Annotated in this window: 23 protein-coding genes; 17 read left to right on the forward strand and 6 right to left on the reverse strand. The window is 70.5% G+C overall.

The window, feature by feature from the left end:
• Positions 1-120 precede the first annotated feature (120 nt).
• Positions 121-711, forward strand: coding sequence for an RBBP9/YdeN family alpha/beta hydrolase (locus tag FHR82_RS04075; protein WP_184808837.1), 591 nt, complete (start codon positions 121-123; stop codon positions 709-711).
• On the opposite strand, the gene fdhD is transcribed toward FHR82_RS04075, so the two are convergent.
• Positions 698-1,528, reverse strand: coding sequence for a formate dehydrogenase accessory sulfurtransferase FdhD (gene fdhD / locus FHR82_RS04080; protein WP_184808838.1), 831 nt, complete (start codon positions 1,526-1,528; stop codon positions 698-700). The two genes, FHR82_RS04075 and fdhD, sit on opposite strands and share 14 nt — an antisense overlap.
• Positions 1,529-1,611: 83 nt before the next feature.
• Between fdhD and FHR82_RS04085 the strand changes: the two genes are divergently transcribed.
• Positions 1,612-2,184 (forward strand): ArsR/SmtB family transcription factor, encoded by a 573-nt coding sequence (locus FHR82_RS04085; RefSeq protein WP_184808839.1) that lies wholly within the window; start codon positions 1,612-1,614, stop codon positions 2,182-2,184.
• A gap of 250 nt (positions 2,185-2,434) precedes the next feature.
• Entirely contained in the window at positions 2,435-3,973 is a 1,539-nt protein-coding gene (locus tag FHR82_RS04090; RefSeq protein ID WP_184808840.1) for a phytoene desaturase family protein, read from the forward strand.
• A 38-nt stretch (positions 3,974-4,011) separates the two neighbouring features.
• Here the strand turns inward: FHR82_RS04090 and FHR82_RS04095 are convergent, their stop codons facing one another.
• Both FHR82_RS04095 and FHR82_RS04100 read right to left on the reverse strand, forming a co-directional pair.
• Positions 4,012-4,260 carry a mycoredoxin gene (locus FHR82_RS04095; RefSeq protein WP_184808841.1) on the reverse strand — a complete coding sequence of 83 codons (249 nt, stop codon included), beginning with the start codon at positions 4,258-4,260 and terminating at the stop codon, positions 4,012-4,014.
• Between the two features lie 66 nt (positions 4,261-4,326).
• Positions 4,327-5,292, reverse strand: coding sequence for a hypothetical protein (locus FHR82_RS04100; RefSeq protein WP_225943955.1), 966 nt, complete (start codon positions 5,290-5,292; stop codon positions 4,327-4,329).
• 145 nt (positions 5,293-5,437) lie between these two features.
• On the opposite strand from FHR82_RS04100, the gene FHR82_RS04105 reads away from it, so the two are divergent.
• From FHR82_RS04105 to FHR82_RS04130, 6 genes are all read left to right on the forward strand, one after another.
• Positions 5,438-8,065, forward strand: a complete 2,628-nt coding sequence (locus FHR82_RS04105) for a valine--tRNA ligase (RefSeq protein WP_311770862.1) — start codon at positions 5,438-5,440, stop codon at positions 8,063-8,065.
• Positions 8,058-9,413: a bifunctional tetrahydrofolate synthase/dihydrofolate synthase gene (gene folC / locus FHR82_RS04110; protein ID WP_184808844.1), complete on the forward strand. Its 1,356-nt coding sequence runs from the start codon at positions 8,058-8,060 to the stop codon at positions 9,411-9,413. Before FHR82_RS04105 ends, folC begins: the two co-directional genes overlap by 8 nt.
• Positions 9,410-9,796 carry a DUF4233 domain-containing protein gene (locus FHR82_RS04115; protein ID WP_184808845.1) on the forward strand — a complete coding sequence of 129 codons (387 nt, stop codon included), beginning with the start codon at positions 9,410-9,412 and terminating at the stop codon, positions 9,794-9,796. Before folC ends, FHR82_RS04115 begins: the two co-directional genes overlap by 4 nt.
• Positions 9,797-9,857: 61 nt before the next feature.
• Positions 9,858-10,265: a nucleoside-diphosphate kinase gene (gene ndk, locus FHR82_RS04120; protein WP_184808846.1), complete on the forward strand. Its 408-nt coding sequence runs from the start codon at positions 9,858-9,860 to the stop codon at positions 10,263-10,265.
• Between the two features lie 105 nt (positions 10,266-10,370).
• On the forward strand, positions 10,371-11,672 hold the full coding sequence (locus FHR82_RS04125; protein WP_184808847.1) for a hypothetical protein: 1,302 nt from the start codon (positions 10,371-10,373) through the stop codon (positions 11,670-11,672).
• Positions 11,673-11,713: 41 nt separating this feature from the next.
• Positions 11,714-12,643: an ABC transporter ATP-binding protein gene (locus tag FHR82_RS04130; RefSeq protein ID WP_184808848.1), complete on the forward strand. Its 930-nt coding sequence runs from the start codon at positions 11,714-11,716 to the stop codon at positions 12,641-12,643.
• Between the two features lie 63 nt (positions 12,644-12,706).
• Here the strand turns inward: FHR82_RS04130 and FHR82_RS04135 are convergent, their stop codons facing one another.
• Complete coding sequence (locus tag FHR82_RS04135) at positions 12,707-13,429, reverse strand: hypothetical protein (RefSeq protein ID WP_184808849.1); 723 nt, start codon at positions 13,427-13,429, stop codon at positions 12,707-12,709.
• 227 nt (positions 13,430-13,656) lie between these two features.
• Here FHR82_RS04135 and FHR82_RS04140 point away from each other — a divergent pair, with 227 nt between their 5' ends.
• Positions 13,657-14,457, forward strand: a complete 801-nt coding sequence (locus FHR82_RS04140; protein ID WP_225943953.1) for an ABC transporter permease — start codon at positions 13,657-13,659, stop codon at positions 14,455-14,457.
• Positions 14,457-15,269 (forward strand): ABC transporter permease, encoded by an 813-nt coding sequence (locus tag FHR82_RS04145; RefSeq protein WP_184809295.1) that lies wholly within the window; start codon positions 14,457-14,459, stop codon positions 15,267-15,269. Before FHR82_RS04140 ends, FHR82_RS04145 begins: the two co-directional genes overlap by 1 nt.
• A 26-nt stretch (positions 15,270-15,295) precedes the next feature.
• Here FHR82_RS04145 and FHR82_RS04150 read toward each other — a convergent pair whose 3' ends face one another.
• Positions 15,296-15,706, reverse strand: a complete 411-nt coding sequence (locus FHR82_RS04150) for a DoxX family protein (protein ID WP_184808850.1) — start codon at positions 15,704-15,706, stop codon at positions 15,296-15,298.
• Between the two features lie 167 nt (positions 15,707-15,873).
• Between FHR82_RS04150 and FHR82_RS04155 the strand changes: the two genes are divergently transcribed.
• Positions 15,874-17,796: a TIGR03960 family B12-binding radical SAM protein gene (locus tag FHR82_RS04155; protein WP_184808851.1), complete on the forward strand. Its 1,923-nt coding sequence runs from the start codon at positions 15,874-15,876 to the stop codon at positions 17,794-17,796.
• Positions 17,797-17,799: 3 nt separating this feature from the next.
• Here FHR82_RS04155 and FHR82_RS04160 read toward each other — a convergent pair whose 3' ends face one another.
• Entirely contained in the window at positions 17,800-19,290 is a 1,491-nt protein-coding gene (locus FHR82_RS04160; protein ID WP_184808852.1) for a S8 family peptidase, read from the reverse strand.
• 177 nt (positions 19,291-19,467) lie between these two features.
• Here FHR82_RS04160 and FHR82_RS04165 point away from each other — a divergent pair, with 177 nt between their 5' ends.
• The 5 genes from FHR82_RS04165 to obgE all read left to right on the forward strand — a co-directional run bounded on the left by FHR82_RS04165 (position 19,468) and on the right by obgE (position 25,966).
• A complete protein-coding gene (locus FHR82_RS04165) occupies positions 19,468-20,256 on the forward strand; it encodes a TIGR03936 family radical SAM-associated protein (RefSeq protein WP_184809296.1) in 789 nt (262 codons plus the stop codon).
• Positions 20,257-20,481: 225 nt separating this feature from the next.
• On the forward strand, positions 20,482-23,661 hold the full coding sequence (locus FHR82_RS04170) for an Rne/Rng family ribonuclease (RefSeq protein ID WP_184808853.1): 3,180 nt from the start codon (positions 20,482-20,484) through the stop codon (positions 23,659-23,661).
• A 156-nt stretch (positions 23,662-23,817) separates the two neighbouring features.
• The gene (gene rplU / locus FHR82_RS04175) at positions 23,818-24,129 is read left to right on the forward strand and encodes a 50S ribosomal protein L21 (protein ID WP_184808854.1); all 312 of its coding nucleotides are present in this window, start codon (positions 23,818-23,820) and stop codon (positions 24,127-24,129) included.
• A 13-nt stretch (positions 24,130-24,142) separates the two neighbouring features.
• Positions 24,143-24,400 (forward strand): 50S ribosomal protein L27, encoded by a 258-nt coding sequence (gene rpmA / locus FHR82_RS04180; protein WP_184808855.1) that lies wholly within the window; start codon positions 24,143-24,145, stop codon positions 24,398-24,400.
• A gap of 87 nt (positions 24,401-24,487) precedes the next feature.
• On the forward strand, positions 24,488-25,966 hold the full coding sequence (gene obgE, locus FHR82_RS04185; RefSeq protein WP_184808856.1) for a GTPase ObgE: 1,479 nt from the start codon (positions 24,488-24,490) through the stop codon (positions 25,964-25,966).
• Positions 25,967-25,971 lie beyond the last annotated feature (5 nt).

The raw sequence follows: 25,971 nt of genomic DNA on the forward strand, positions 1-25,971 counted from the left end.
TCGGTCCACGCGGCACAGGACTCAGGCACTGCCCTCGCCTGCCTCGTCGTAGTGGAGCCTTGTTCCGTCCGTGGCAAGGAAAGTGAGCACCTCCCACCCCAACGGTGCGAGGATGACCGCATGCCGTACGTCTTGCTGCTCCACGGGCACATGGGAGCTCCGCCCCCGCACTGGCAGAGCTGGCTCGCGCACGAGCTCGCCGACACCGGGTACGTGGTCGAGGTTCCCCAGCTGTCCGAGCCCGACCGGCCGCAGGTGGACGTCTGGCTCGGCGAGCTGCGGCACCACCTCGAGGCCGCGCCCGCCGACGACGAGCGGATCGTGCTCGCGCACTCCTGTGGCGCGGCGCTGTGGCTGCATCACGCGGCCCAGCTCGTCGACACCGAGCACCACCAGTTGCGGTTCGACCGGGCACTGCTCGTGTCGCCGCCCGGGCCGCGGTGGCAGCACCCCGACGTGCACGGGTTCGCGCCCGCCCCGCTCGACCCGGCCGGGGTGCGGCGCGCGGCAGGCTGGACGCAGCTCGTGGTCGGGGACGACGACGTCGCGTGCTCCGTCGACGAAGCCGTCGACATGGCGTCCGCGCTGAAGATCGACCTCGACATCATCCCCGGCGGCGCGCACCTCGACGGATCCGCCGGCTACGGGCCGTGGCCCGCGGTCCGGGACTGGGTCGCCGACCGGCACACCCGGATGGTCACGAACCGGTGATGCGCTCCGCGTGCGTGTAGACGTTCATACTTGTGCCGCGCAGGAAGCCGACCAGCGTGATGCCCTGCTCGTCCGCCAGCTCCACCGCCAGCGACGACGGTGCCGACACGGCCGCCAGGACCGGGATGCCCGCCATCGCGGCCTTCTGCACCAGCTCGAAGCTCGCCCGGCCCGACACCACCAGCACCGTGCCGCCCAGCGGCACCCGGCCGTTCAGCACCGCCCAGCCGGTCGCCTTGTCGACCGCGTTGTGCCGGCCCACGTCCTCGCGCACCACGAGCGGCTCGCCGCCGTCCGCGGTGAAGATGCCCGCCGCGTGCAGGCCACCCGTGGAGTCGAACACCCGCTGCTGCTCGCGCAGCCGGCCGGGGAAGGTCACCAGCGTCTCCGGTGAGACCCGGCAGGCGTCCTCGGCAGGGGAGAAGCGGGTCTTCAGCTTCACCGCGTCCAGCGCCGCCTTGCCGCACACACCGCACGACGAGGTCGTGTAGAAGGTGCGCTCCAGACTGGTGTCCGGTGGCTCGACACCCGGCGCCAGCGCCAGGTCCAGCACGTTGTACGTGTTGCGGCCCTGGGCGTCCACGCCGTCGCAGTAGCGGGCGGTGGTGATGTCCTCCGCCGCCCCGATCACGCCTTCGGTCAGCAGGAATCCGTGCGCCAGCTCCACGTCGTGGCCGGGGGTGCGCATCGTCACCGACAGCGCCTTGCCGCTGATCCGCAACTCCAGCGGTTCCTCGGCGGCGAGCGTGTCCTGACGCCGACTGCTGCCGCCCTCGGTGAGCCGCAGGACCGGGCGCCGCACGGTGACTCGTCCCATGTAGGCAGCCTACACCGCTATAACAAGAAGTCTTTAGAAAGAACCCTTGCTCAAGGAGTCTTTAGCAAGATATCTTGATATGCATGGTCGACGAGCAGAACAACATCACCGATCCGAAGGAACTCCGGGCGCTCGCACACCCGCTGCGGTGGCAACTCCTCGAGATCCTGACCCGTGAGGGCAGCGCCACCGCCACGCTGTGCGCGCGGGAGACCGGTGAGAGCGTCGCCAGCTGCTCGTACCACCTGAACATGCTCGCCAAGTACGACTTCGTGGTGCAGGCCGACGGCGGGAAGGGCCGGGAGAAGCCGTGGCGGCTCGCCAGGGAGACCACCCGGTGGACCGATGTCGGGCTGGACACCGAGGGAGCGGTCGCCGCGCAGGCCGCGACCAGCGCCTTCCTCGACTACACGCTGAACCAGATCAGGGAACGGCACCTCGCCCTGGCCGCCGAGCCGGAGGAGTGGCGGGACGCGGCCGGGATGGACAACTCCACCCCGTTCCTCACCGCCGACGAGGTACTCGAGTTCCGGACGGACGTCCGCAAAATGCTGGACCGCTACCGCGACCGCCGGGACAAGCCCGAGACGCGACCCGATGGCGCTCGCTCGGTGAACCTCTTCTTCTCCGCCACGGTCCTGCCGCGGCAGGACTGACAACCCACTGAACCAGCCGTCGTGCGACGACGGCTCTCTTCGACCTGCCCAGAAAAGGAGATCGTCATGGATGTCTTCAGCGCCAGCGCGATCGTCGCCGCCCGCCACGCAGACCTGGTCAGAGAGGCCGACGAGTCCCGGCTCGCCCGGGCTGCCCGTGAATCCCGGGACGAGCCGAAGCCGGCGCCGAAGCCCGGGCCGCGGGCGGTTCGGGCCCGCAGGCTGGGTGTTGCCCGGTAGCGTGACCGGGATGACCGAACGCTACGACGTGGTGGTGGTCGGCGGTGGCCACAACGGACTGGTCGCCGCCGCTTATCTGGCCCGTGCCGGGAAGTCCGTGCTCGTCCTCGAACGGCTCGGCCGCGTGGGCGGCGCCGCCGTGAGCGCCACCCCGTTCCCCGGAGTGGGCGCGCGACTGTCCCGGTACTCGTACCTCGTGAGCCTGCTGCCCACCGCGATCGTCCGCGACCTCGGGCTGCGGATCGCGTTGCGGTCGCGTGCCGTGTCGTCGTACACGCCGGTCGAACGGCACGGTCGCCCGACCGGGCTGCTGGTCGAGCGCGACCCGGGGGAGGCCACCGCCGCCTCGTTCCGCGAACTCACCGGCTCGGACGACGAGTTCACCCGGTGGATGTCGTGGTACTCGTCGCTCTCCGCGATGGCGCAGGCCGTCGCGCCCACCATGCTCGGACCGGTCCCGTCGCGTGCCGCGTTCCGGTCGCTCGTGGCGGGGGCCGCCGGGGATCGGTTGTGGGAACAGGTTTTCGAGCAGCCGATCGGCACGGCGATCGAGGAGACGTTCGCCGACGACGTCGTCCGCGGCGTGGTCGCGACCGACGCGTTGATCGGCACCCACACCTCACTGCGGTCACCGTCACTGCTCGGCAACCGCTGTTTCCTCTATCACCTGATCGGTGATGGCACGGGTGAGTGGCGCGTGCCGGTCGGCGGCATGGGCGCGGTGACCGGGGAACTGGCCAGGGTCGCGCTGCAGGCGGGCGCCGTGCTGCGGACCTCGGCGACCGTGTCGCGCGTGGACGCCGACGGCGCCGTGGCCGAGGTGTCCTACGTCGCGGACGACACCGAGCGCACGGTGACGACTTCGTACGTGCTGTCCGGGGTGGCGCCCGCGGTACTGGACGGACTGCGCGGCCGTGTCGCCACGCCGCCCGCCGGTTCCCAGCTGAAGATCAACATGCTGCTGTCGCGCCTGCCGCGCCTGCGTTCCGGGGTCGACCCGAGGCAGGCGTTCGCGGGCACACTCCACCTCGACGAGTCCTACGCGGAACTCGAAAGTGCTTACCAGTCAAGTGTTTCCGGTGTGGTACCCGACCCCATGCCCGGTGAGATGTACTGCCACACGCTGACCGACGATTCCATTGTGGACGGCGAGCTGCACACGCTGACCCTGTTCGGCCTGCACGCCCCGGCCTCGCTCTTCGCGGGCGACAACGCGGGCAGGCGAGCGGACCTGTGCGCCCGGTACCTGGCCGGCCTGAACCGCCACCTGGCCGAACCGATCGAGGACTGCCTGGCGACCGACGAGGACGGCCGCCACTGCATCGAGGCAAGGACTCCACTCGATCTCCAGGACGAGCTCGCCATGCCCGGCGGCCACATCTTCCACGGCGACCTGGACTGGCCGTTCAGCGACGAGGGCGGCGGCTGGGGCGTCGAGACCGACGTGCCGAACCTGTTCCTGTGCGGCAGCGGCGCCCGCCGCGCGGGCGGGGTCAGCGGCATCGGCGGCCACAACGCGGCACAGGCGGTACTGGCCGCGACGACCTGAGGGGCACGCCGCACAGCGCACCCCTCAGTGCCCGGCGGTCAGTTCAGTTCGGCCTTGACCTGCGCCAACGTGGGGTTCGTCAGTGCCTTGCCGTTCGGGAAGTGGAGTGTGGGGACGGTCTGGTTGCCGCCGTTGACGCTCATCACGAAGTCGGCCGCGCCCGGCGTCCGCTCGATGTCGACCTCTGCGTACTCGATGCCGTCGCGGTCCATCTGCGACTTCAGGCGCCTGCAGTAACCGCACCAGGTGGTCGAGTACATCGTCACTTTCGCGGGGGCCTCGGTCATCACCACTCCTGTCGGGAAGGACTGTCCACCCCCATTAACGCGCGACAGCCTCGAAACATGCCCGAGTCAGGCGTGACAGCCGCCCGCGGCAGGCAGTGGAGCGGTGGGGTCGAAGAACTCGTTCGGCTCGCGGCCGCCCCCGGGCGCGGTCACGGAGGGTTCGGCGGCCACCGGGGCGAGGAACCCCTTCCGGTAGGCATCGCACCCGATCGAGTAGCCGAAGCCGGACGCGTCGCCGTACCACAGGCCGCGGCTGCTCGGCGTCCACCGTTCGCCGTGGCGCAGCACGTAGTCCACGTCCGCCCGCACCACGACGATCACGTTCATCGCGTCCACGAGCTTCGTCGGCCCCTGCGGCCGGAACGCGTACGCGAACACGTAGTTGGTGTGCACGACCAGCTCGTCGGGGTCGCCCGCCCGAACCGACATCGACCCGGTCACCTTCGGCGCCACCGGCAGCAGCTCGGCCCCTGCGGCCACCAGGCTCACGAGCGACTGCACCTCGGCCTCGTGGCCGTCGGCGAACAGCGGCTCGAGCTGCCGCTTCGCGTCCGGTGCGAGCAGTCCCAGGTAGCCGGCCGGGTCGTGCTCGGCCAGCATCCGCGTGTCGATCCGGCTCGCGACCAGCGCGTCCCGCACCAGGGCGGTGGTCTCCGCCACCTGCTCCGCGCTGAAGCCGCCCACGGCCCGCGCTTCGGGGAGCGTGATGCCGCCGGCCCCGTTCGCCCAGTCCGCGGCGGGCGTCGACGCGAACGGCCGCGCCGGGTCCAGCTGCGCGACCGACCGGACCGGCCGCGTGTCATCCGCCACGGGGTCCCCGGCCACGGGCGCGAACAGGCTGCTCCTGATGAGCAGGGTCGCGACCGCGCCGACCGCGAGCACCACGAGCCCACCCGCGAGCCAGCGACCGCGGCGGCGCCGGGTTTCGGCACGCAGCAGTTCCCGCACGTCCTCCGTGGCCGCACGTTCGACGGTGACCGCCCAGTCGACCTCAGGGGCCTCCCATTCCTGGGCGTGCTGCCGAGACTTCACCTGCTCCCCTACCCTGACCCACAACCAGGCAAAACACGAACCTTCCGGTGCTCAGGTCATCGATCGGACCGACCCGCGCGTTAACAATGTGTGCGCTGCGGAACTCGAATGCGGGCGCCCGGTGGCGGTTCGTAGACTTTTGGGCGTGACTGACACCGCATCTCAGCAGCCCACAGACCTCCCCCCGGCCTGGGAGCCGGCCACGGTAGAGGCGGAGCTGTACGAGCGGTGGGTAGACGCGGGCTACTTCGCCCCGGACCCGGACAGTGACGCACCGCCGTTCTGCATCGTCCTGCCGCCACCGAACGTGACCGGCAGCCTCCACATGGGGCACGCCCTCGACCACACCCTGATGGACGCGCTGACCAGGCGCCGCCGCATGCAGGGGTACGCCACGCTGTGGCAGCCCGGCATGGACCACGCGGGCATCGCGACCCAGAACGTCGTCGAGCGGGAGCTGTCCCGGGAGGGCAAGACCCGCCACGACCTGGGCCGCGAGGCGTTCGTCGAGCGTGTCTGGGAGTGGAAGGGCGAGTACGGCGGCAGGATCCTCGGCCAGATGCGCCGCCTCGGCGACGGCGTCGACTGGTCGCGTGACCGGTTCACGATGGACGAGGGACTGTCCAAGGCGGTCCAGACGATCTTCAAGCGCCTCTACGAGGACGGCCTGATCTACCGGGCCGAACGGATCATCAACTGGTGCCCGCGCTGCCTGACCGCGCTGTCCGACATCGAGGTCGAGTACGCCGACGACGAGGGCGAGCTGGTCTCCATCCGCTACGGAGAGGGTGACAACTCGATCGTCGTGGCCACCACCCGGGCCGAGACGATGCTGGGTGACACCGCGGTCGCCGTCCACCCGGACGACGAGCGGTACAAGCACCTGGTCGGCACCGAGGTCGAGCTGCCGCTCACCGGCCGGAGGATCCCGATCGTCGCCGACGAGCACGTCGACCCCGAGTTCGGCACCGGCGCGGTCAAGGTCACCCCCGCGCACGACCCGAACGACTTCGAGATCGGCCGCCGCCACGACCTGCCCAACATCACGGTCATGGACGAGCGGGCGAACATCACCGCCCACGGTCCCTTCGAGGGGCTGGACCGGTTCGAGGCGCGGCCCGCGATCGTCGCCGCGTTGCGCGAGCAGGGCCGGATCGTCGCGGAGAAGCGCCCGTACGTGCACTCGGTCGGCCACTGCTCGCGCTGCGACACCGTGGTCGAGCCGAGGCTGTCGCTGCAGTGGTTCGTCAAGGTCGAGCCGCTCGCCCGCGAGGCGGGTAACGCGGTCCGCGACGGCCGCACCACGATCCACCCGGCCGACCTGTCCAAGCGGTACTTCGACTGGGTCGACAACATGCACGACTGGTGCATCTCGCGCCAGCTGTGGTGGGGCCACCGGATCCCGGTCTGGTACGGCCCGAACGACAAGGTCATCTGCGTCGGCCCGGACGAGGAGCCGCCGTCGGGTGAGGAGTGGACGCAGGACCCCGACGTCCTCGACACGTGGTTCTCGTCCGCGCTGTGGCCGTTCTCCACGCTCGGCTGGCCGGACGAGACCGCACACCTGGACAAGTTCTATCCGAACAGCGTCCTCGTCACCGGCTACGACATCCTGTTCTTCTGGGTCGTGCGGATGATGATGTTCGGCCTGTACGCGATGGACGGCAAGCAGCCGTTCGACAACGTGTACCTGCACGGGCTCATCCGCGACGCGGCGGGCAAGAAGATGTCGAAGTCGCGCGGCAACGTCATCGACCCGCTCGAGTGGCTCGACCGCTTCGGCGCCGACGCGGTCCGGTTCACCCTCGCGCGGGGCGCGAACCCGGGCAGCGACATGGCGCTCGCCGAGGAGTGGGCGGCCGGGTCCCGCAACTTCGGCAACAAGCTGTGGAACGCCACCAGGTTCGCGCTGATGAACGGTGCCACCGTGGCGAGCGTGGTGCCGCCGCGCGACCAGCTCACCGACGCCGACCGCTGGATCCTCGACCTCACCGACGCCGTCGTGTCCGAAGTGGACGGACTGTTCGACGACTACCAGTTCGCGAAGCTCTCCGACGCGCTGTACCACTTCACGTGGGACGAGCTGTGTGACTGGTACCTGGAGATCGCGAAGGTCCAGATCGGTGAGGGCGGGGCGCGTGCCGACGCGACGCGGGCGGTCCTCGGGCACGTCTTCGACGTCGTGCTGCGGCTGCTGCACCCGCTGGTCCCGTTCGTCACCGAGCGCCTGTGGACCACGCTGACCGGGGACGAGTCCCTGGTTGTCGCCGAGTGGCCGAAGCCGACCGGTGCGGCCGCCGACGCCGACGCGGCCCAGCGGATCGCGGGTGTCCAGAAGCTCGTCACCGAGGTCCGGCGGTTCCGGTCCGACCAGGGCGTCAAGCCGGGGCAGCGGGTGAAGGCCAAGCTGGTCGGGGTCGAGGACGCCGGCCTTGGGTCGCTCGCGACCGCGGTCTCGTCGCTGGCCCGCCTGGAGGCGCCGGGCGACTCGTTCACGCCGAGCGCGTCGATCGAGGTGTCGCTCCCCGGCGGGCACGTCCACGTCGAGCTGGACCTGTCCGGCACGGTCGACCTCGCGGCCGAGCGCAAGCGGCTCGAGAAGGACCTCGCCGTGGCGGAGAAGGAGCTGAAGGGCTGCGACGCGAAGCTGAACAACCCGAACTTCACCGACAAGGCCCCCACCGAGGTGGTCGCGAAGATCAAGGGTCGTCGTGAGGTGGCGGTCGCCGACATCGCCAGGATCACGGCGCGGCTGGAGATCTTCGGTGGCTGACGAGTCCACATTGGATGATCTCCGCCAGGTCGAGTCGGAGCTCAACACCCGTTGGCCGGAAACGAAGATCGAGCCGACGCTGGCACGGATCCGGCTGCTCGTCGACCTGCTCGGCGACCCGCACAAGGCCTACCCGGTCCTGCACGTGGCGGGCACCAACGGGAAGACCTCGGTCACCCGCATGATCGATGCGCTGCTGACGCGCATCGGTCTGCGGACCGGCCGGTACACCAGCCCGCACCTGCAGCTGGTGACCGAGCGGATCGCGGTGGACAACGCCCCGATCTCGCCGGAGCGGTATGTCGAGGTGTACCGGGACATCGAGCCCTACCTCGCGATGATCGACCGCGGCTCGGATGTGCCGATGAGCAAGTTCGAGGTGCTCACCGGCATGGCGTTCGCCGCGTTCGCCGACGCGCCCGTCGACGCCGCGGTGCTGGAGGTCGGACTCGGTGGCACCTGGGACGCCACGAACGTCGCCGACGCCAAGATCGCGATCGTGACGCCGATCAACATCGACCACGTCGAGTACCTCGGCAGCGAGCTCACCGGCATCGCGGCCGAGAAGGCGGGGATCATCAAGCAGGGCTCGATCGCGCTCCTCGCCGAGCAGACGCCCGAGGTGGCGGAGGTGTTGCTGCGCAAGGCCGTCGAGGTCGACGCGACGGTGGCGCGCGCGGGCCTGGAGTTCGGTGTGCTGCGCCGGGACGTGGCCGTCGGCGGGCAGATGCTGAAGCTGCAGGGCCTCGGCGGCGCGTACGACGAGATCTTCCTTCCGCTGCACGGTCCGCACCAGGCGAACAACGCGGCACTGGCACTCGCTGCGGTGGAGGCGTTCTTCGGCGCTGGCGCGCAACGGATGCTCGACCAGGACGCGATCCGCGAGGGCTTCGCGTCGCTGGTCGTCCCCGGCAGGCTGGAGCGAGTCCGTTCCGCGCCAAGCGTTTTCGTCGACGCCGCGCACAACCCCCACGGTGCGCGGGCGCTCGCGGATGCGCTCGACGCGGACTTCGGCTTCCGCAACCTCGTCGGTGTCGTCGGCGTGATGCAGGACAAGGACGTGCGCGGCATCCTGTCCGCGCTGGAGCCGGTGCTCCACGAGCTCGTGGTGACGACCAACTCCTCCGAGCGCGCGATGCCCGCGGAGGAGCTCGGCGACATCGCGACGGAGATCTTCGGTCCCGACCGCGTCGAGGTCCGGCCGCGACTCGATGACGCGATCGACGCCGCCCTCGCCCTGGCGGAGGCCGACGCGGACGAGCTGCTGTCCGGTATCGGCGTCGTGGTGACGGGCTCGGTGGTCACCGCGGGCGAGGCACGGGCGCTGCTGGGCAAGGAACCGGCATGAGTGCCAAACCGGTCGACCCCATGCGGTCCTTCGTCGGCGTCATGTCCGCGACGCTCGTCCTCGAGGTGATCGTCGTCCTGCTGGCGCTGCCGGTGGTCGCGAAGCTCGGCGACGGCCTCGGGACGTGGCAGGGCGTGCTGGTCGGCGCGCTGGCGCTGGCACTGCTCGTGACCTGCGCGTTCCTGCGCCGCCCGTGGGGCAGGTGGGTCGCGGCGGGCCTCCAGGTCGTGATGATCGCGTGCTGGTTCGCGGTCGTCGCGCTCGGCGTTCTGGGCCTGGTGTTCGGGCTCGTGTGGGCGGTGCTGCTGTGGATGCGCCACGACGTGGCCCGCCGCATGGCGGAGGGGCGTCTGCCGAGCCAGCAGACGACCCCGTCGGAGTAGCGAAACCCGCCAGCTAGGCTTCGCGCGCAGTAAGTTCCCCCATGAAGGAGTACCCACAGTCGTGAGCGAGCGCACCCTGGTCCTGGTCAAGCCGGACGGCGTCAGCCGTGGCCTGGTCGGTGAGGTCATCTCCCGCATCGAGCGCAAGGGCCTGAAGCTGGCCGCGCTGGAGCTGCGCAACGTCGAGCGGAGTGTTGCCGAGCAGCACTACGCCGAGCACTCGAGCAAGCCGTTCTTCGAGTCGCTGCTGGAGTTCATCACGTCCGGCCCGGTCGCGGCCCTGGTCGTCGAGGGCGACAACGCCATCGCCGCGTTCCGCCAGCTGGCGGGCGCCACCAACCCGGTGCAGGCGGCGAACGGCAGCATCCGAGGCGACTTCGCCATCGAGGTCCAGTACAACATCGTCCACGGTTCCGACTCCCCGGAGTCCGCGAAGCGCGAGATCGACCTCTGGTTCCCGGGCGTCTGAGCCTGTGACGGGGCTCGGCCTGCCGGCCGAGCCCCGCGATTCGCCCCTCGTCACCGCAGGTGGGCCGCTAGTGTGAGCGGCGCCGTTCGACGTGGGGGAGTACAGATGCCAGACATCGGTGGGTTCGGTCGCGGGCTGCTCAAGGGCGCCCTGTCGGCGACTGAGAAGGCGGCCGAGAAGGTCAAGGACGCCGCGGAATCCGCGTCCCGCCGCATGACCGACGACGATGACCCCGACGCGACCCAGATCGTCAGGAGCGGGGACACCGACGCCACGCAGGTCGTGCCGGACGACGACCCTGACATCACCCAGGTCATCCCGGGCTCGCAGACAACCGGCTCCGCCGCTCCTCAGAGCCCCCGCCCCGCCCCGGCTGGTCTCGCCCGGCACGGCAGCCCTGCCAGGCCCCGGCCCGGCCCGCTGACGCCGCAGGGCGGCTTCCCCGGCTCACCGCCCGGTGCGCCGCTGGGATCCGCACCAGGAGTGCCCCGCGCCTTCCCATCCGCCCCCGGTCCGCAGGCCCCGGCCGCCGGTCTGGCCACCCCGCCCGGCGGTGCCTTCCCGGCTGGGCCGCAGGGTGGTCCGCCTCCTCAGCGGTTCGCCGGACCCGCCACGCCGCAGGCAGGCGTCCCGCAGGCCGCACCGCCGAACCAAGCCCCGGCCGCTTCCCGTGGCGATGAGCCGAGCCTCGCCGACGAGCCCGAGGACCACGCGGACGCGGCCGAGGTGCAGGAGCTGGTCGAGATGTTCCAGCAGCTCCTCGCCAGGCGCAGGCCGCCGTCCGGTCCCATCCCCGGCGACTGGTCCATCGGCGTCGGTGACCTGCTCGCCGAGCACCCGAAGGTGCCCAAGCGCGTCCGCGGCCTCGTCGTCAAGCTGAACCGCTTCGGTGGCATCGCCTACTCGCCGCAGGAGGTCGCCTTCGACGGGGACGACGTCCCGTGGGAGAAGGTCACCGAGGTGCGGACCCGGCACGTCGTCGACTACCTCGTCGGCGACGCCGTCCAGCAGCAGGTCGAGAACCTGCCCATGCCGTGGTTCCCCGGCCGCAAGCGCCTGCTCGACGCGCTCGGCCAGGCCCTCCTCACCGTCACCATCGCCACCGCCAAGGACCAGCTCGAGAAGTTCGAGCTCGACCTGCGCGTGCCGGCCGAGGTCGTCTACAAGGCGTCCTTCGGGCGGAGCAAGGAGCTCAACGCGGGCGTGGTGTCCGCGCTGGTCCTCGCCGACCCGGCCGTCAACCAGTCGCTCATCGCCACCGCGCGGGCCCACGGCATCACCGTCACCAGTGGCGACGACGAGCTGCTTGCCAACGCGGACGAGCGGGCCGACAAGATCCGCGAGAAGGTGAAGGCCCTCGAGGCGGAGCTCGACCGCTTCACCGCGCGGTTCGGCCGCTCGGGTTAAACGGACAGGTCCCGTCCAGGGCCGCGCTTTACGCTCCGACAGTGGGAGACGAACTGGTCGTGGCGCGGGACCTCGTCAAGAGGTTCGGGCGCCTGACGGCGGTGGACGGCATCGACGTCGAGGTCCGGCGCGGGGAGGCGTTCGGCTTCCTCGGCCCGAACGGCGCAGGCAAGTCGTCCACCATGCGCATGATCGGCTGCGTGTCCCCGCGTTCGGGGGGTGACCTGCGGGTCCTCGGCATGGATCCGGATCACCAGGGCCCGCACGTCCGCGCGCGGCTCGGTGTCGTGCCGCAGCAGGACAACCTCGACACCGAGCTGACGGTTCGCCAGAACCTGCACGTCTACGGCCGCTACTTCGGCCTCTCGAAGGCGCACGTGCGCGCGAAGGCCGCCGAGCTGCTGACGTTCGCCCAGCTCACCGAACGCGCCGACGACGAGGTCGAGTCGCTGTCCGGCGGCATGAAACGGCGGCTCACCATCGCCCGCTCGCTGATCAACGACCCCGAGCTGCTGCTGCTCGACGAGCCGACCACCGGCCTCGACCCCCAGGCCCGCCACCTGCTGTGGGACCGGCTGTTCCGGCTCAAGCAGAACGGCGTCACCCTCATCATCACCACGCACTACATGGACGAGGCCGAGCAGCTGTGCGACCGGCTCGTCGTGATGGACCGCGGGCGGATCGCCGCCGAGGGCAGCCCGACGGCGCTGATCGGCCGCTACGCCACGAAGGAGGTGGTGGAGCTGCGTTTTCCTCCCGGCGAGGACCCGGTTGACGTGGAGGCGCGGCTCACCGGTCTCGCCGACCGCGTCGAGGCCCTGCCCGACCGGGTGCTGCTGTACGCCGCCGACGGCGAGGCCGTGCTCGGCGCGGTACACCAGCGCGGCGTCGACCCGGTGTCCAGCCTGGTGCGGCGCAGCTCCCTCGAGGACGTGTTCCTACGTCTCACCGGCCGCACACTCGTCGACTGACCAACCGTCCACAGTGGATTCCCGGAGCCGTCCCGGCCGGTGATTTGACGGTGTGCTCGGAAATCAGGCGCGCCAGGCCGGGTGCGGCGTGGTCAGCCCGTCGAGCGCGGCCCGTCCGGAGATCCCGGTCAGATCCCAGTCGATCGCGCCGAGCAGCAACGCGATCACCGCGTCCGTCAGCATGTTCGCGTCCTGCCAGCCCTGGCGCGTGTGCTGTTGCGGACGGACCCGGTGGCGCAGCACGAAACCGTCCAGCATGGCTTGGAGTACCGACGACAGCCGCTGATACGTCCACTCGGGACGCATCACGATGTCGAGGCCGTCCGCGAGCCTGCGGTAGATGTCGGTCCACGCCCGCCTCGCCGTCCGTGAACTGGGCGCGAACGCCGCCGCGAGGTGCGGATGTCGCGGCAGCAGCGGGGCGAGGTGCAGCACGAGATAGCTCCTCGGGTGCTGCACGAGGTTCGACAGCAGGTCGTCGGTGACGTCCGCGATGTAGCGGGAAACCGGCACGTCCGGGTTGTGCCGGGGGCCCGGGATCACAGGCTGTTCCCGCAACAGCGCGTACACCACGGCATCCGCCAGGAAGTCGCCGCGCGTGGCCCACCTGCTGAAGAACGCGCGCCGGCGTGCCGCCTCACCGGACCACGACGGCGCGAGCCGGATCACGTCGTCGGTGCGCAACCAGTCCAGCGCGGTCGGGAAGCTGATGTGCCCGAGGCGTTGTGACTGGCTGTCGCCCACCGGCTCCGCCTGCAGGAAGGCGTCCATGAGGTCCGCCGCCACGGAAAGGAAATGGATCGCCGTCGTGTCGTGGCGTGAGGGACGTGCGTGCAGGGCCACAGGCGGTTTTCCTCCAAGGCAAGGGAACCACCAGAAAGTGTGGCCCGGCAGGCCGTTCGAGAGCAGCCCGCGAAAGGGTGAAGCTTCAAATACGGAATGTGGTTCATCATCCGGATGGTCCTTCCGCCCTCCCCCGATTGGCGGTGATGATGGGCGAGGAGGACGAGCAAATGGTGCAGGGAGACGGCCGGGTCGTCGGGTCGGCGCACGCGGCGTTCATCGTCGTCGAGGGGATGTGGACCTGGTACCGGCGCAACTGGCGCGCCACCGTGGTGTCCAGCGTCGGCCAGCCCGTGCTCTTCCTGCTCGCGCTCGGGTTCGGCCTCGGGTCGCAGATCGAGCCCACCGCCGCGACCGGCGGCCTCGAGTACGTGGTGTACTTGGCACCCGCGCTCCTCGCGGCGACCTCCGTGCAGATCGCCGCGTTCGAGTCGACCTACCCGATCCTGTCGGCGTTCAAGTGGCAGCAGACCTATCTCGGCATCGCCGCGTCGCCCATCACCCCGGCCCAGATCTTCGCCGGGCACCTGACGTGGGTGGGCCTGCGTCTCGGCGTCTCGGGTGCCGCCTACCTGGTCGTGGCGGCCGCGCTGGGCGCGCTCACCGGGTTCGGCGTGCTGGGTTCGCTGGCGGTGTCGATCCTCACCGGGCTCGCGCTCTCCGCGCCGATCGCCGCGTACTCCGCGACCCTGCAGACAGAAGGACAGCAGTTCAGCGCCCTGTTCCGGTTCGTGGTGATGCCGATGACCCTGTTCGCGGGCACGTTCTTCCCGGTCGAGCAACTACCCGGGTGGGTGCGGCCGTTCGCGTGGATCACGCCGCTGTGGCACGGCACGGAACTGAGCCGCGGCGCCGCCTTCGGTGACCTGTCACTGCTCGCCGCCGCCGGCCACGTCGCGTACCTGCTGGCATTGCTGGCGGTCGGCACCTGGTTCGGCGTCCGCACGTTCACCAGAAGGCTGGCCGCGTGATGACGGCAGGGGACGGGTTGCTGCTGCGGGTGCTGCCGACGGGCATGTACGCGGGTCGCGCCCGCGTGCTCGTGGAGCGGTCGCTGCTGGTGAACCGGCGGGCCTGGCTCGCGGTCGTGTCCGGGTTCTGCGAGCCGCTGTTCTACCTGTTCGCCATGGGCATCGGTTTCGGCGCGCTGGTCGGTGACGTGGCCGGGCCTGGCGGCGAACCCGTCAGCTACGTCACGTTCGTGGCGCCCGCCCTGCTCGCCGCGTCCGCGATGAACGGCGCCGTGTACGACGCGACGTTCAACATCTTCTTCAAGTTCAAGTACGCCAAGCTGTACGACGCGATGCTGGCGACCCCGCTGGGTCCGGTCGACGTCGCCATCGGCGAGATCGCGTGGGCACTGCTGCGTGGCGGCCTGTACGCGGGCGGGTTCCTGACCGTCATGGCGGCGATGGGACTGCTGACGTCGGCGTGGGCGCTGCTCGCGTTGCCCGCCGCGCTGCTGGTGGCGTTCTCCTTCGCCGCGGTGGGCATGGCCTGCACGACGTTCATGCGGTCCTGGCAGGACTTCGACCTCATCCAGCTGGCCCTGATGCCGATGTTCCTGTTCTCCACGACGTTCTTCCCGCTGGACGTCTACCCCGCGTTCGTCCGCGTGGTGGTGCAGTGCCTTCCGCTGTACCACGCGATCGAGCTGATGCGGGCACTGTGTGCCGGGGTGGTCGAGGTCGGCCTGCTGTGGCACGTCGCGTACTTCGTGGCGATGGTCGCCCTGGGGGTGGTCGTCGCGGCACGCAGGCTGGGCGCCCTGCTGCTGCGCTGACGCCGCGGCAGCAGGGCGCCGCAGTGTCAGAACAGCGGACCGGTGATCGTGATGCCGAGCTCGCTGCCGTAGCCCGCGTACAGCGCGAGGATCAGCAGCGCGGCGCCGGCGAGCGCGATGTCCTTCTGGAACGCGATCATCTCATTCTGTTTGGCCATCGCGTCGGTCTCCTTCCAGAACGGGTGCATCAGGACCGCCGTCGGGATCAGGAAGATCACGAGCAGGAGGGCGCCGAGGTCGATCCAGATCCCGAGCAGCACCAGCAGTGCGCCGACGAGCATCAGCACGCCGCTGCCGAGCACGGCGAGCTTGGGCTGTGGCAGTCCGCGGGACGCGGCGTACCCGGCCATGGCGTCGGCCTTGGCGAGGTGGCCGAAGGCCGATCCGAGGAACAGGAGCGCGAACAGAATCCGGCCTATGAGAGCGACGACGTCCATACCGACCTCCGTCGAAGGGGATGGTTCAGGGCTCAACTATCCGCCTGCGCGATCACGTTCGCAACACACGTCGCCACGTCGCGTGGCCATTCCGCGACCCAGCCCCGCCGAGGCCCGAGGAGCCGCCACCCGACGCCGCCGACCAGGCGGGTTACTCTTGGGCCACTATGAGTGCCGAGTCCGTCTTTCCCCGTCTGGAGCCGTTGCTGCCCAGGGTGTCCAAGCCGGTCCAGTACGTCGGTGGGGAGCTGAACTCCACCGTCAAGGACTGGGACGCCACCACCGTGCGGTGGGCGTTGATGTACCCGGACGCGTACGAGGTCGGGCTGCCCAACCAGGGCGTCATGATCCTGTACGAGGTGCTCAACGAACTCCCCGACGTGCTGGCCGAGCGCACGTATGCCGTGTGGCCGGACCTCGAGGCCCTCATGCGGGAGCACGGCGTCCCGCAGTTCACCGTGGACGCCCACCGCCCGCTCGGTGCCTTCGACCTCCTCGGCGTCAGCTTCTCGACCGAGCTGGGCTACACCAACCTCCTGACCGCGCTCGACCTCGGCGGCATCCCACTGCACGCGGTGGACCGCACCGACGAGCACCCAATCGTGATCGCGGGCGGCCACGCCGCGTTCAACCCGGAGCCGATCGCCGACTTCGTCGACGCGGCGGTGCTCGGCGACGGCGAGGAAGCGGTCCTCGAGATCACCGACCTGGTCCGGACCTGGAAGCAGGAGGGCCGCCCGGGCGGCCGCGACGAGCTGCTGACCCGGCTCGCCGAGACCGGCGGCGTGTACGTCCCCAAGTTCTACGACGTCACCTTCGACGACGCCGGCGCGCTGAACCCGGTCACGCCCAACCGGGACCGGGTGCCCGCGACGGTGGCCAAGCGCACGACGATGGACCTCGACGCGTGGCCGTACCCGAAGCAGCCGCTGGTCCCGCTCGCCGAGAGCGTGCACGAGCGGATGAGCGTCGAGATCTTCCGCGGCTGCACCCGCGGCTGCCGGTTCTGCCAGGCCGGCATGATCACCCGTCCGGTGCGCGAGCGGTCGATCCAGGGCATCGGCGAGATGGTCCACAGGGGTCTGGAGGCGAGCGGCTTCGAGGAGGTCGGTCTCCTCTCGCTGTCCAGTGCGGACCACTCGGAGATCGCCGAGGTCACCAAGGGTCTCGCGGACCGGTACGAGGGCACCAACACAGGTCTGTCGCTGCCGTCCACCCGGGTCGACGCGTTCAACATCGACCTCGCGAACGAACTGTCCCGCAACGGCCGCCGCTCAGGGCTGACCTTCGCGCCAGAAGGTGGCAGCGAGCGGATTCGCCGCGTCATCAACAAGACGGTGTCCGAAGCCGACCTGATCCGCACGGTCAGCGCCGCGTACGCCAACGGCTGGCGGCAGGTCAAGCTGTACTTCATGTGCGGTCTGCCGACCGAGACCGACGACGACGTCCTGCAGATCGCCGCGATGGCCCAGGAGGTCATCCGCGCGGGCCGGAAAGCCAGCGGCCGCAAGGACATCCGCTGCACGATCTCGATCGGCGGGTTCGTCCCCAAGCCGCACACGCCGTTCCAGTGGGCCCCGCAGTGCGACCCGGACACGGTCGACTCCCGTCTGCGCAAGCTGCGGGAGGCCGTGAACTCCGACCGCGGCCTCGGCCGCAACATCGGCATGCGGTACCACGACGGCAAGCCCAGCCTCATCGAAGGACTGCTGTCCCGCGGGGACCGTCGCGTTGGCCGCGTCATCGAGCGCGTCTGGCGTGAAGGCGGCCGTTTCGACGGCTGGAGCGAGCACTTCTCCTACGAGCGCTGGACCACCGCCGCCGCGGCCGAGCTCGAGCCGCTGGGCGTCAACATCGGCTGGTTCACCACGCGGGAGCGCACCGAGGACGAGGTCCTGCCGTGGGACCACCTCGACTCGGGCCTCGACAAGGGCTGGCTGTGGGACGACTGGCAGGACGCGCTGTCCGAGCAGGAGCTGGACGACTGCCGCTGGACCCCGTGCTTCGACTGCGGTGTCTGCCCGGCCATGGGTACCGACATCGAGATCGGCCCCACCGGGCGGAAGCTGCTGCCGCTGACGCCCGTGTAGTCGTCAGCGGCCGGTGACCGCTGCCAACGCGTCGACCAGACCGTGGCCGTAGAACCCGTTGTACGGCTTGTAGCCCGTGCAATAGGCGTCCTGCGCCCCGGTGTCGTCCAGGTCGTAGTCGGCCGGGCAGGGCAGCGGCTCCGCTTCCTCGGTCAGCATCTTCGTGATCGTCTGCGACGTCGCTTCCGGGTTCTCCGACGCGATGAGCGCGGCGACACCGGCGACGTGCGGGGCGGCCATCGACGTGCCGCAGAACCGGTCGTAGCCGCCCGGCACCGTGGACAGCACGCAGTCGTTCTCCTGCTGCTTGGCACCCGACGGGTCGTACGCCTTCGGTTTCGTCTCGCCGCCGGGCGCGGTCACGTCGACCACGCCGAGCCCGTAGGAGCTGTAACTGGACTTCAGCTCGTTGCGGCCCACCGCCGACACGGCCACCACGCCGCGCAGCCCCGCAGGCAGCACCTTGCAGCTGCCGTCCAGCGTGCGCCGTTCCGCCTTGCCGGAGGCGGCCGGGTTGTCGGTGGTCCGTCCACTCGGGTCGGCCAGGTCGGCGCCCTCGTTCGTGGCCGCCGCGACGGTCAGCACGCCGTGCTGCGTCGCGTAGTCCACCGCACGCCGGACCGACTCGAACACGACGTGCTCACTGTCCCGGTCGCACGTCATCAGCCAGGGGTCGACGAAGTAGCTGTTGTTGGTGACCTTCATCTTGTTGGTGGTGGCCCACATCAGCCCGCACACCGCGTACTCCGGGAGGATGTAGCCCTGGTCGTCGACCACCTTCACCGACGCGATCCGCACGCCGGGCGCGACACCCGTGGTGCCGCGGCCGTCGTCGGCGGCCGCGATCGTGCCCGCGACGTGTGTCCCGTGTGGCGAGGTCGTCGGCTCCCACGCGGTGGGTGCCGGGTCGGCCTTTCCGGACAGGCAGCCCGCCGACACCGAGCGATCCAGTGCCGCGCTCAGGTCGGGGTGGTTCGGGTCGACTCCCGAGTCGAGTACGCCCACCACGACGTCTTTGCTGCCCGGGTTGATCCGGCGCGCCCGGTCCGCGCCGATCATCGTCATGTCCCACTGCTCGCCGGTGCGGTCCGTTTCGTCCACTTCGGTCGGGTTGGAGGACGTGGTCGCCATCGCGGCGGTCTCGTCCTTGCGGGGGCCTTGCTGCGCCGCCAGGGCCTCTTCGGCGCTGAACGCCCGATCGGTGCCCATCCGCTCGGCGAAGTCGTCGTCGGACGAGCTGGCCACCGCTACGGCGATCTGTGGGTAGTAGACGGTGAGCGCACCGCATGCCGCCGCGATCTCGTTCACGGCCTCCGGCTGGGCGGTGCCGGGCTCGAGCAGGACCAGGTACCGGAGCTCGGCGTTGCCTGTAGAGCACGCGTCGGGCGGTGGGGTCACCGCCTGGGCGCTCGCGCTCACACCGGTCGTCACCAGGGACGTCGCGAACACCGCGGCACTGACCGCTGCCGCCGGTAGACGGCGCAGCAGAGGCACGGGTGACCTCCATTAGTTGGGGCGGCCGGTTCGGGGGCCGGCACTCCAATGCCCGGACGGTAGCCAGATTGCCGCTCGACAGACAAGCTCGCCGCCCGAATTGGACCTGGGGGTACGGTGCCAGCATTCCCGAGGGAACACCACCGGACCAGCCGGATACCACCAGAAGGAGTAGCGCTGACCCGCGACGACCGTCCGAACCCCTCCGCCTCGGCGGTACAGAAGCTGCGGCTCCGGTACGCCAAGCGCGGCCCGCTGAGGTTCACCTCACACCGGGACGTCGCACGCGCGTTCGAGCGCGCGTTGCGCCGGGCACGGGTGCCGATGGCGTACTCCCAGGGCTTCAACCCGCATCCGAAGGTCTCCTGGATCGGTGCCTCGCCGACGGGGGTCGCGAGTGAGGCCGAGTACGTCGAGATACAGCTGGTCGAGGTGCTCGAACCGGACGAGCTGGTCCGCGTCCTGGACGCGGCGATGCCACCCGGGCTGGACCTGCTGGAGGCCGTCGGTGTGCCGGTCGGCACCGGTGGAGAGGCGCTCGCGGACCGCATGGAGGCCAGCCGGTGGCGGATCGAAATTCCCGGCGTGGCGTCCGACACGCTCAAAGCGGCGTGGGAGGGACTCGTCGCGGCGGAGGTTGTCGAGGTCGAGCGCCTGACCAAGCACGGAATGCGCACGATCGACGCACGCTCCGCGATCGTCACCGGATGGGTCGAAGATGACCCGGTCGTGTCTCCTTCAACCACTCAACCCGGACCATGTGGGATACTCGTCGTGGTTGTCCGGCAGCTGACACCTGCTGTTCGACCGGACGACGTGTTGAGTGCGCTTCGCGTCGTCGCTGCTCTGGAACCGCCGGTGCCCGCGAAGGCGACCCGGATGGCCCAGGGACGGCTCGACGACAGCGGAGGTCTGTCCGACCCGTTGGCCCCAGACCGGGCCGCGCGGGCTTCGGCGTGCGGGTGACGCTCAACGCGACGTTGTGACTGACCTGCCGTGCTCGCCGGGAAGGCCCGGTGCACACGGCGAGAGGCGAGGATTCCCGCCGCACAGCGGCGGAAAAGACAGCACGCTTCACCGGGAGGAGCACGGTGAGGCGAGGACAACGAGGCCCCTGTGTGGCCGCGTCCGAGAGTGCTGGTGCCTGACGGCGCCGGCGCTGATGGACGCGCCCGGGGGTGAAGGAGCTACATGTCGGATATGTCGACGCCTGCCGGAAACACCGGCGGGGACACCACCACACCCACCACACCAATCGCCGCCGCGCTCGCGGACCTGCCAGCCAGGCTCCGCGTGCACGCGCTCGCCAAACTGCTGGGTCGCAGCAGCCGCGAGGTGCTCGCCGCCGTCACCGCGCTCGGTGCCGACGGCCGCAGCGTCCAGTCGAGCATCGACCGGGAGCTGGCACTTCGAGTGGCCGAGTCGCTGGGCGTGACGGCGGCCGACCCGGCCGACGCCGAGCAGGCGGCCACTGAACAAGCCGCGACCGAGCAGGCCGCGCGGGTCGCGCCGCAGACGACGACTCCGGCCGCCGGGGCTCAGGGCTCGCCCCACGTCGCGGGCACGCCGGGCTTCAGCGAGCCCCCGGCCCCACGTGCCCAGGTCGCCGAGTCGCAGTCGACCAGGACCACGCCGCCGACGCCGGTGTTCGCGTCGGCGTCGCCGCTGTTCCTCCCGCCAGAGCCGCCCGCCGCGCCTCCCCGCGTGGCTGTCCGCCCCAAGGACGAGCCGGAGCCCGAGCCGGAGCCAGTCGAGGACGAGGTCGACGATTCCGAGGACGCCGACGATTCCGACGAAGGCAGGCCGCGTCGCCGCCGCGGGCGCCGTGGGCGTGGCCGTGGCAAGGGTGGCCAGGACGACGTCGCTGGTGACGAGGCCGACGAGGTCGAGCAGAAGCCTGCCGCCAAGCAGGTCGAAAAGGTCGACAAAACGGACAAGCCGAGCAGGCGCAAGGCCAAAGAAGAGCCCGAGGCCGACGACACCGACGAGGACGCGGCGGAGGGCGAGGACGCGGCCACCCGCCGCCGTCGCCGCAGGCGCCGCCGCCGCGGTGGCGCGGACGACGAGGCCGGCAACCCGACCGAGGACGACCCGCCGAACACGGTCGTGCATGTCCGCGAGGCTCGCGAGGACAAGGACAAGAGCGAGTCCGACGGCCGCGACGAGGTGCGCAGCGTCCGCGGCTCGACCCGCCTGGAAGCCAAGCGCCAGCGCCGCCGCGACGGCCGCGAGGCCGGCCGCCGTCGTGCCCCGATCCTCTCCGAGGCCGAGTTCCTCGCCCGCCGTGAGGCCGTCGACCGCGCCATGGTCGTGCGCGAGCGCGGCGACCGGATCCAGATCGGCGTGCTCGAGGACGGCGTGCTCGTCGAGCACTTCGTCACCTCGTCGGGCACCGGGTCCCTGGTCGGCAACGTCTACCTGGGCCGTGTCCAGAACGTGCTGCCCTCGATGGAGGCCGCGTTCGTCGACATCGGCCGCGGCCGCAACGCCGTGCTCTACGCCGGTGAGGTCGACTGGGACGCCGCCGGTCTCGAGGGCAAGGCCCGCAAGATCGAGCAGGCCCTTTCGACGGGTGACAGCGTCCTCGTCCAGGTCACCAAGGACCCGGTCGGCCACAAGGGTGCGCGCCTGACCACCCAGATCAGCCTCCCCGGCCGCTTCCTCGTGTACGTGCCGGGTGGTGGCGCCACCGGCATCTCCAGGAAGCTGCCGGAGAACGAGCGCCGCCGCCTCAAGGACGTGCTCAAGCGCGTCGTCCCCGAGGACGCCGGCGTGATCATCCGCACCGCCTCCGAGGGCATCAGCGAGGAGGAGCTGGCGCGCGACGTCCGCAGGCTTCAGGCCCAGTGGCAGGTCATCAAGGACAAGACCGAGGGCACCAACGGCGTCCGCAAGGTCGGCGCGCCTTCGCTCGTCTACGAGGAGCCGGACCTGCTGGTGAAGGTCGTCCGCGACCTGTTCACCGAGGACTTCTCCGCGCTCGTGGTCCAGGGCGGCATCGCCTGGGAGACCGTCGACGCGTACGTCCGCCACGTCGCCCCCGAACTCGCCGACCGCGTCCGCAAGCACGTCGGCAACGCCGACGTCTTCGCCGAGTACCGCATCGAGGAGCAGTTGCTCAAGGCCCTGGACCGCAAGGTCTGGCTGCCCTCCGGCGGCTACCTCGTCATCGACCGCACCGAGGCGATGACCGTCATCGACGTCAACACCGGCAAGTTCACCGGCTCCGGCGGCAACCTCGAGGAGACGGTGACCAGGAACAACCTGGAGTCCGCCGAGGAGATCGTCCGCCAGCTCCGGCTGCGCGACATCGGCGGCATCATCGTCATCGACTTCATCGACATGGTGCTGGAGTCCAACCGCGACCTGGTCCTCCGCAGGCTGACGGAGTGCCTCGGCCGTGACCGCACCCGGCACCAGGTGGCCGAGGTCACATCTCTGGGCCTGGTGCAGATGACCCGCAAGCGGGTCGGCACCGGTCTGCTCGAGGCGTTCGGCACCACCTGCGAGCACTGCAAGGGCCGAGGCGTCCTGATCTCGACCGACCCGGTCACCAAGCCCGGCGGGTCGAATGGCCACACGCACCCCGAGCCGTCCCGGGGCAGCACCCGCCGCTCCCGAGGCCGCGGCGACGAGGGCAAGGACAAGGACAAGGCGCCGAACAAGGACGCCGCGAAGGAAGCCGCTGCCCTGGCCGCCAAGGAGGCCGTCCGCGACATCGCGAAGGCCACCACCACGAAGGGCCCCGGGAACGAGTCGGCGGAGCCCGAGACCGCCGAACCGGAAGCCCAGCCGGAAGCCCAGCCGGAAGCGCAGTCGGACGTCCAGCCGGAGCCGAAGGCCGAAACCCGCTCGGAAGCGCCCACGCGCGAACGCAGCCGTCACCGCAGCCGGAACCGCTCGGAGTCACGGACCGCGAGCAACGCAAACGGCACGGAGGCGGCCGCGAGCCGCGCCGAGACCAACGGCGTCCCCGCCGGCCCGGCTCCGACGGCCGACGAGCCGGCCGCCGAGGTACCGGCCCCGTCGGAGACGACGGACGAGACCGTGGCCGACGGTCAAGTCCCCAACCGTCCCGCGACGGATGAGCCCGCCCACAGCGAGCCCGCCGTCGCCGAGGCGGACCCGGCCTCAGCCCAGACCGCCGAGGATCGCGCTGAGCCGGTCATTGGCCGCTCGGATGCCGACCAGGTGGACTCGGAGCCGTCCGAGCCTGTTCAGCGTCCGTACGAGGGCACCAACGGTGCTGCTGATCACGCAGAGCCGGTCGAGCCTTCCGTGCCCGCTCCGTCCACCCCGCCGCGCAGGCAGCCGCGTCGTGCGGCGTCACGCCCGGCAGGGCCTCCGGTCTCGGCGCAGCGCGATGGCTGACCCCGGTTTGGTCCCCGTTCAGGCAGGCACGTATCCTGAAGGTCGGCCCGCCGCGTTGGTGGGCCGACTCGTGCGCGAGCCCGGTGTCATCTCGCCCGGTCGCCGCGTAGCCCCAAGGTTTTCCGAAGCAGTCGAGTAGCAGGAGAGTTGCGTCCGATGTACGCGATCGTCAAGACCGGCGGCAAGCAGTACAAGGTCGCCGTCGGCGACATCGTCGAGGTCGAGAAGCTCGACGGTGAGCCGGGCGCCGAGCTCACGTTCCCCGCACTGCTCGTCGTCGACGGGGACCAGGTCACCACGGACTCCGACGCCCTGGCGAAGGTGGCCGTGAACGGTGTCGTCGTGTCCCAGACCAAGGGCCCGAAGATCCGCATCCACAAGTTCAAGAACAAGACTGGCTACCACAAGCGGCAGGGGCACCGGCAGAAGCTGACCCGTGTCGAGGTCACCGGCATCAAGACCAAGTAGGAGCTGAACAGCCATGGCACACAAGAAGGGTGCGTCCAGCTCCCGCAACGGACGCGACTCCAACGCCCAGCGCCTCGGCGTGAAGCGCTTCGGCGGCCAGGAGGTCAACGCAGGCGAGATCCTGATCCGCCAGCGTGGCACCAAGTTCCACCCGGGCGTCAACGTCGGCCGAGGCAAGGACGACACGCTGTTCGCCCTGGCCGCGGGCGCGGTCCAGTTCGGCGAGAAGCGCGGTCGCAAGACCGTGAACATCGTCCCGGTCGAGGGCTGAGCCCGCGATCGAAGCAAGACCCCACGAGGGGCGGGCCGGCGAGTAATCGGCCCGTCCCTCTTTTGCGTTCTCAGGAAGGTTTTCGCAGTGTCCCGATTCGTTGATCGCGTGGTCATCCACGCCGCCGCGGGCGACGGCGGCAACGGCTGCGCCTCGGTGCACCGCGAGAAGTTCAAGCCCCTCGGCGGCCCGGACGGCGGCAACGGCGGCAACGGCGGCGACATCGTCCTCGTCGTCGACTCCGGGGTGCACACCCTGCTCGACTTCCACTTCCGCCCGCACGCCCGCGGTACCAACGGCAAGCAGGGGCAAGGCAGCAACCGCGACGGCGCGGCGGGCGAGTCCCTCGAACTGAAGGTGCCCGACGGCACCGTCGTGCTCACCGAGGACGGTGAAGTGCTCGCCGACCTCATCGGCAACGGCACCCGCTTCGTCGCGGCCAGGGGTGGCCGAGGCGGCCTCGGCAACGCCGCCCTCGCCTCCAAGGCCCGCAGGGCCCCCGGCTTCGCACTCCTCGGCGAGCCCGGCGAGGCCGCGGACCTCGTGCTCGAGCTGCGTTCCGTCGCCGACGTCGGTCTCGTCGGTTTCCCGTCGGCGGGCAAGTCGTCCCTGATCTCCGTGCTGTCCTCGGCACGCCCGAAGATCGCCGAGTACCCGTTCACGACGCTCGTGCCCAACCTCGGCGTCGTCACGGCGGGCGCCGCCACCTTCACCGTCGCCGACGTACCGGGTCTCATCCCCGGCGCGAGCCAGGGCAAGGGCCTCGGTCTCGACTTCCTCCGCCACATCGAGCGCTGCTCCGTGCTCGTGCACGTCATCGACTGCGCGACCTACGAGCCCGACCGCGACCCGGTGTCCGACCTGGACGCGCTCGAGGAGGAGCTGGCCCGCTACACGCCCGGCCTCGGTGGCAGCCTCGCCGAGCGCCCCCGGGTGGTGGTGCTGAACAAGATCGACGTGCCGGACGCCCGGGACCTCGCGGAGATGGTCCGCCCCGACTTCGAGGCCCGAGGCCTCCAGGTCTTCGCGGTGTCCACGGCCAGCCACGAAGGCCTCCGCGAGCTGTCCTTTGCCCTCGCAAAGGTCGTCGAGGAGGACCGCGCGTCCCGTCCGTCGCTCGAAGCGAGCCGCATCGTCCTGCGCCCGACCGCCGTCGACGACGCGGGCTTCACCGTCGTCGACGACCCCGAGCAAGAGGGCGGCTTCATCATCCTGGGCGAGCGCCCCGAGCGCTGGGTTCGCCAGACCGCGTTCGACAACGACGAGGCAGTCGGCTACCTCGCCGACCGCCTGAACCGGCTCGGCGTCGAGAAGGTGCTCGCGGACCGTGGTGCCAAGCCGGGCTGCCCGGTCACCATCGGCGGCGTGACCTTCGACTGGGAGCCCACCACTCCCGCCGGTATCGACGTGCTCATGCACAACCGCGGCAGCGACCCCCGCCTCGAGCGCAACGACCGGATCGGTGCGGCCGAACGCAAGGCGGCCAAGATCGCCCGCCGCACCCCGTCGAGCCTGGAGACGGCCGACCTCAAGACCGACGAGCAGGAAGACGACGAGTTGTCGTGACCGGA

The sequence above is a fragment of the Actinophytocola algeriensis genome, from assembly GCF_014203735.1.
Classification (GTDB): domain Bacteria; phylum Actinomycetota; class Actinomycetes; order Mycobacteriales; family Pseudonocardiaceae; genus Actinophytocola; species Actinophytocola algeriensis.

Bases quoted from the DNA above. Each gene is read 5' to 3' on its own strand.
- FHR82_RS04115 (WP_184808845.1), top strand. From the start codon at position 9,410: ATGAGTGCCAAACCGGTCGACCCCATGCGGTCCTTCGTCGGCGTCATG.
- rplU (WP_184808854.1), top strand. From the start codon at position 23,818: ATGTACGCGATCGTCAAGACCGGCGGCAAGCAGTACAAGGTCGCCGTC.
- FHR82_RS04140 (WP_225943953.1), top strand. From the start codon at position 13,657: ATGGTGCAGGGAGACGGCCGGGTCGTCGGGTCGGCGCACGCGGCGTTC.
- fdhD (WP_184808838.1), bottom strand. From the start codon at position 1,528: ATGGGACGAGTCACCGTGCGGCGCCCGGTCCTGCGGCTCACCGAGGGC.
- FHR82_RS04155 (WP_184808851.1), top strand. From the start codon at position 15,874: ATGAGTGCCGAGTCCGTCTTTCCCCGTCTGGAGCCGTTGCTGCCCAGG.
- FHR82_RS04125 (WP_184808847.1), top strand. From the start codon at position 10,371: ATGCCAGACATCGGTGGGTTCGGTCGCGGGCTGCTCAAGGGCGCCCTG.
- FHR82_RS04085 (WP_184808839.1), top strand. From the start codon at position 1,612: ATGGTCGACGAGCAGAACAACATCACCGATCCGAAGGAACTCCGGGCG.
- FHR82_RS04090 (WP_184808840.1), top strand. From the start codon at position 2,435: ATGACCGAACGCTACGACGTGGTGGTGGTCGGCGGTGGCCACAACGGA.
- FHR82_RS04095 (WP_184808841.1), bottom strand. From the start codon at position 4,260: ATGACCGAGGCCCCCGCGAAAGTGACGATGTACTCGACCACCTGGTGC.
- FHR82_RS04170 (WP_184808853.1), top strand. From the start codon at position 20,482: ATGTCGGATATGTCGACGCCTGCCGGAAACACCGGCGGGGACACCACC.
- FHR82_RS04150 (WP_184808850.1), bottom strand. From the start codon at position 15,706: ATGGACGTCGTCGCTCTCATAGGCCGGATTCTGTTCGCGCTCCTGTTC.
- FHR82_RS04145 (WP_184809295.1), top strand. From the start codon at position 14,457: ATGACGGCAGGGGACGGGTTGCTGCTGCGGGTGCTGCCGACGGGCATG.
- rpmA (WP_184808855.1), top strand. From the start codon at position 24,143: ATGGCACACAAGAAGGGTGCGTCCAGCTCCCGCAACGGACGCGACTCC.
- FHR82_RS04075 (WP_184808837.1), top strand. From the start codon at position 121: ATGCCGTACGTCTTGCTGCTCCACGGGCACATGGGAGCTCCGCCCCCG.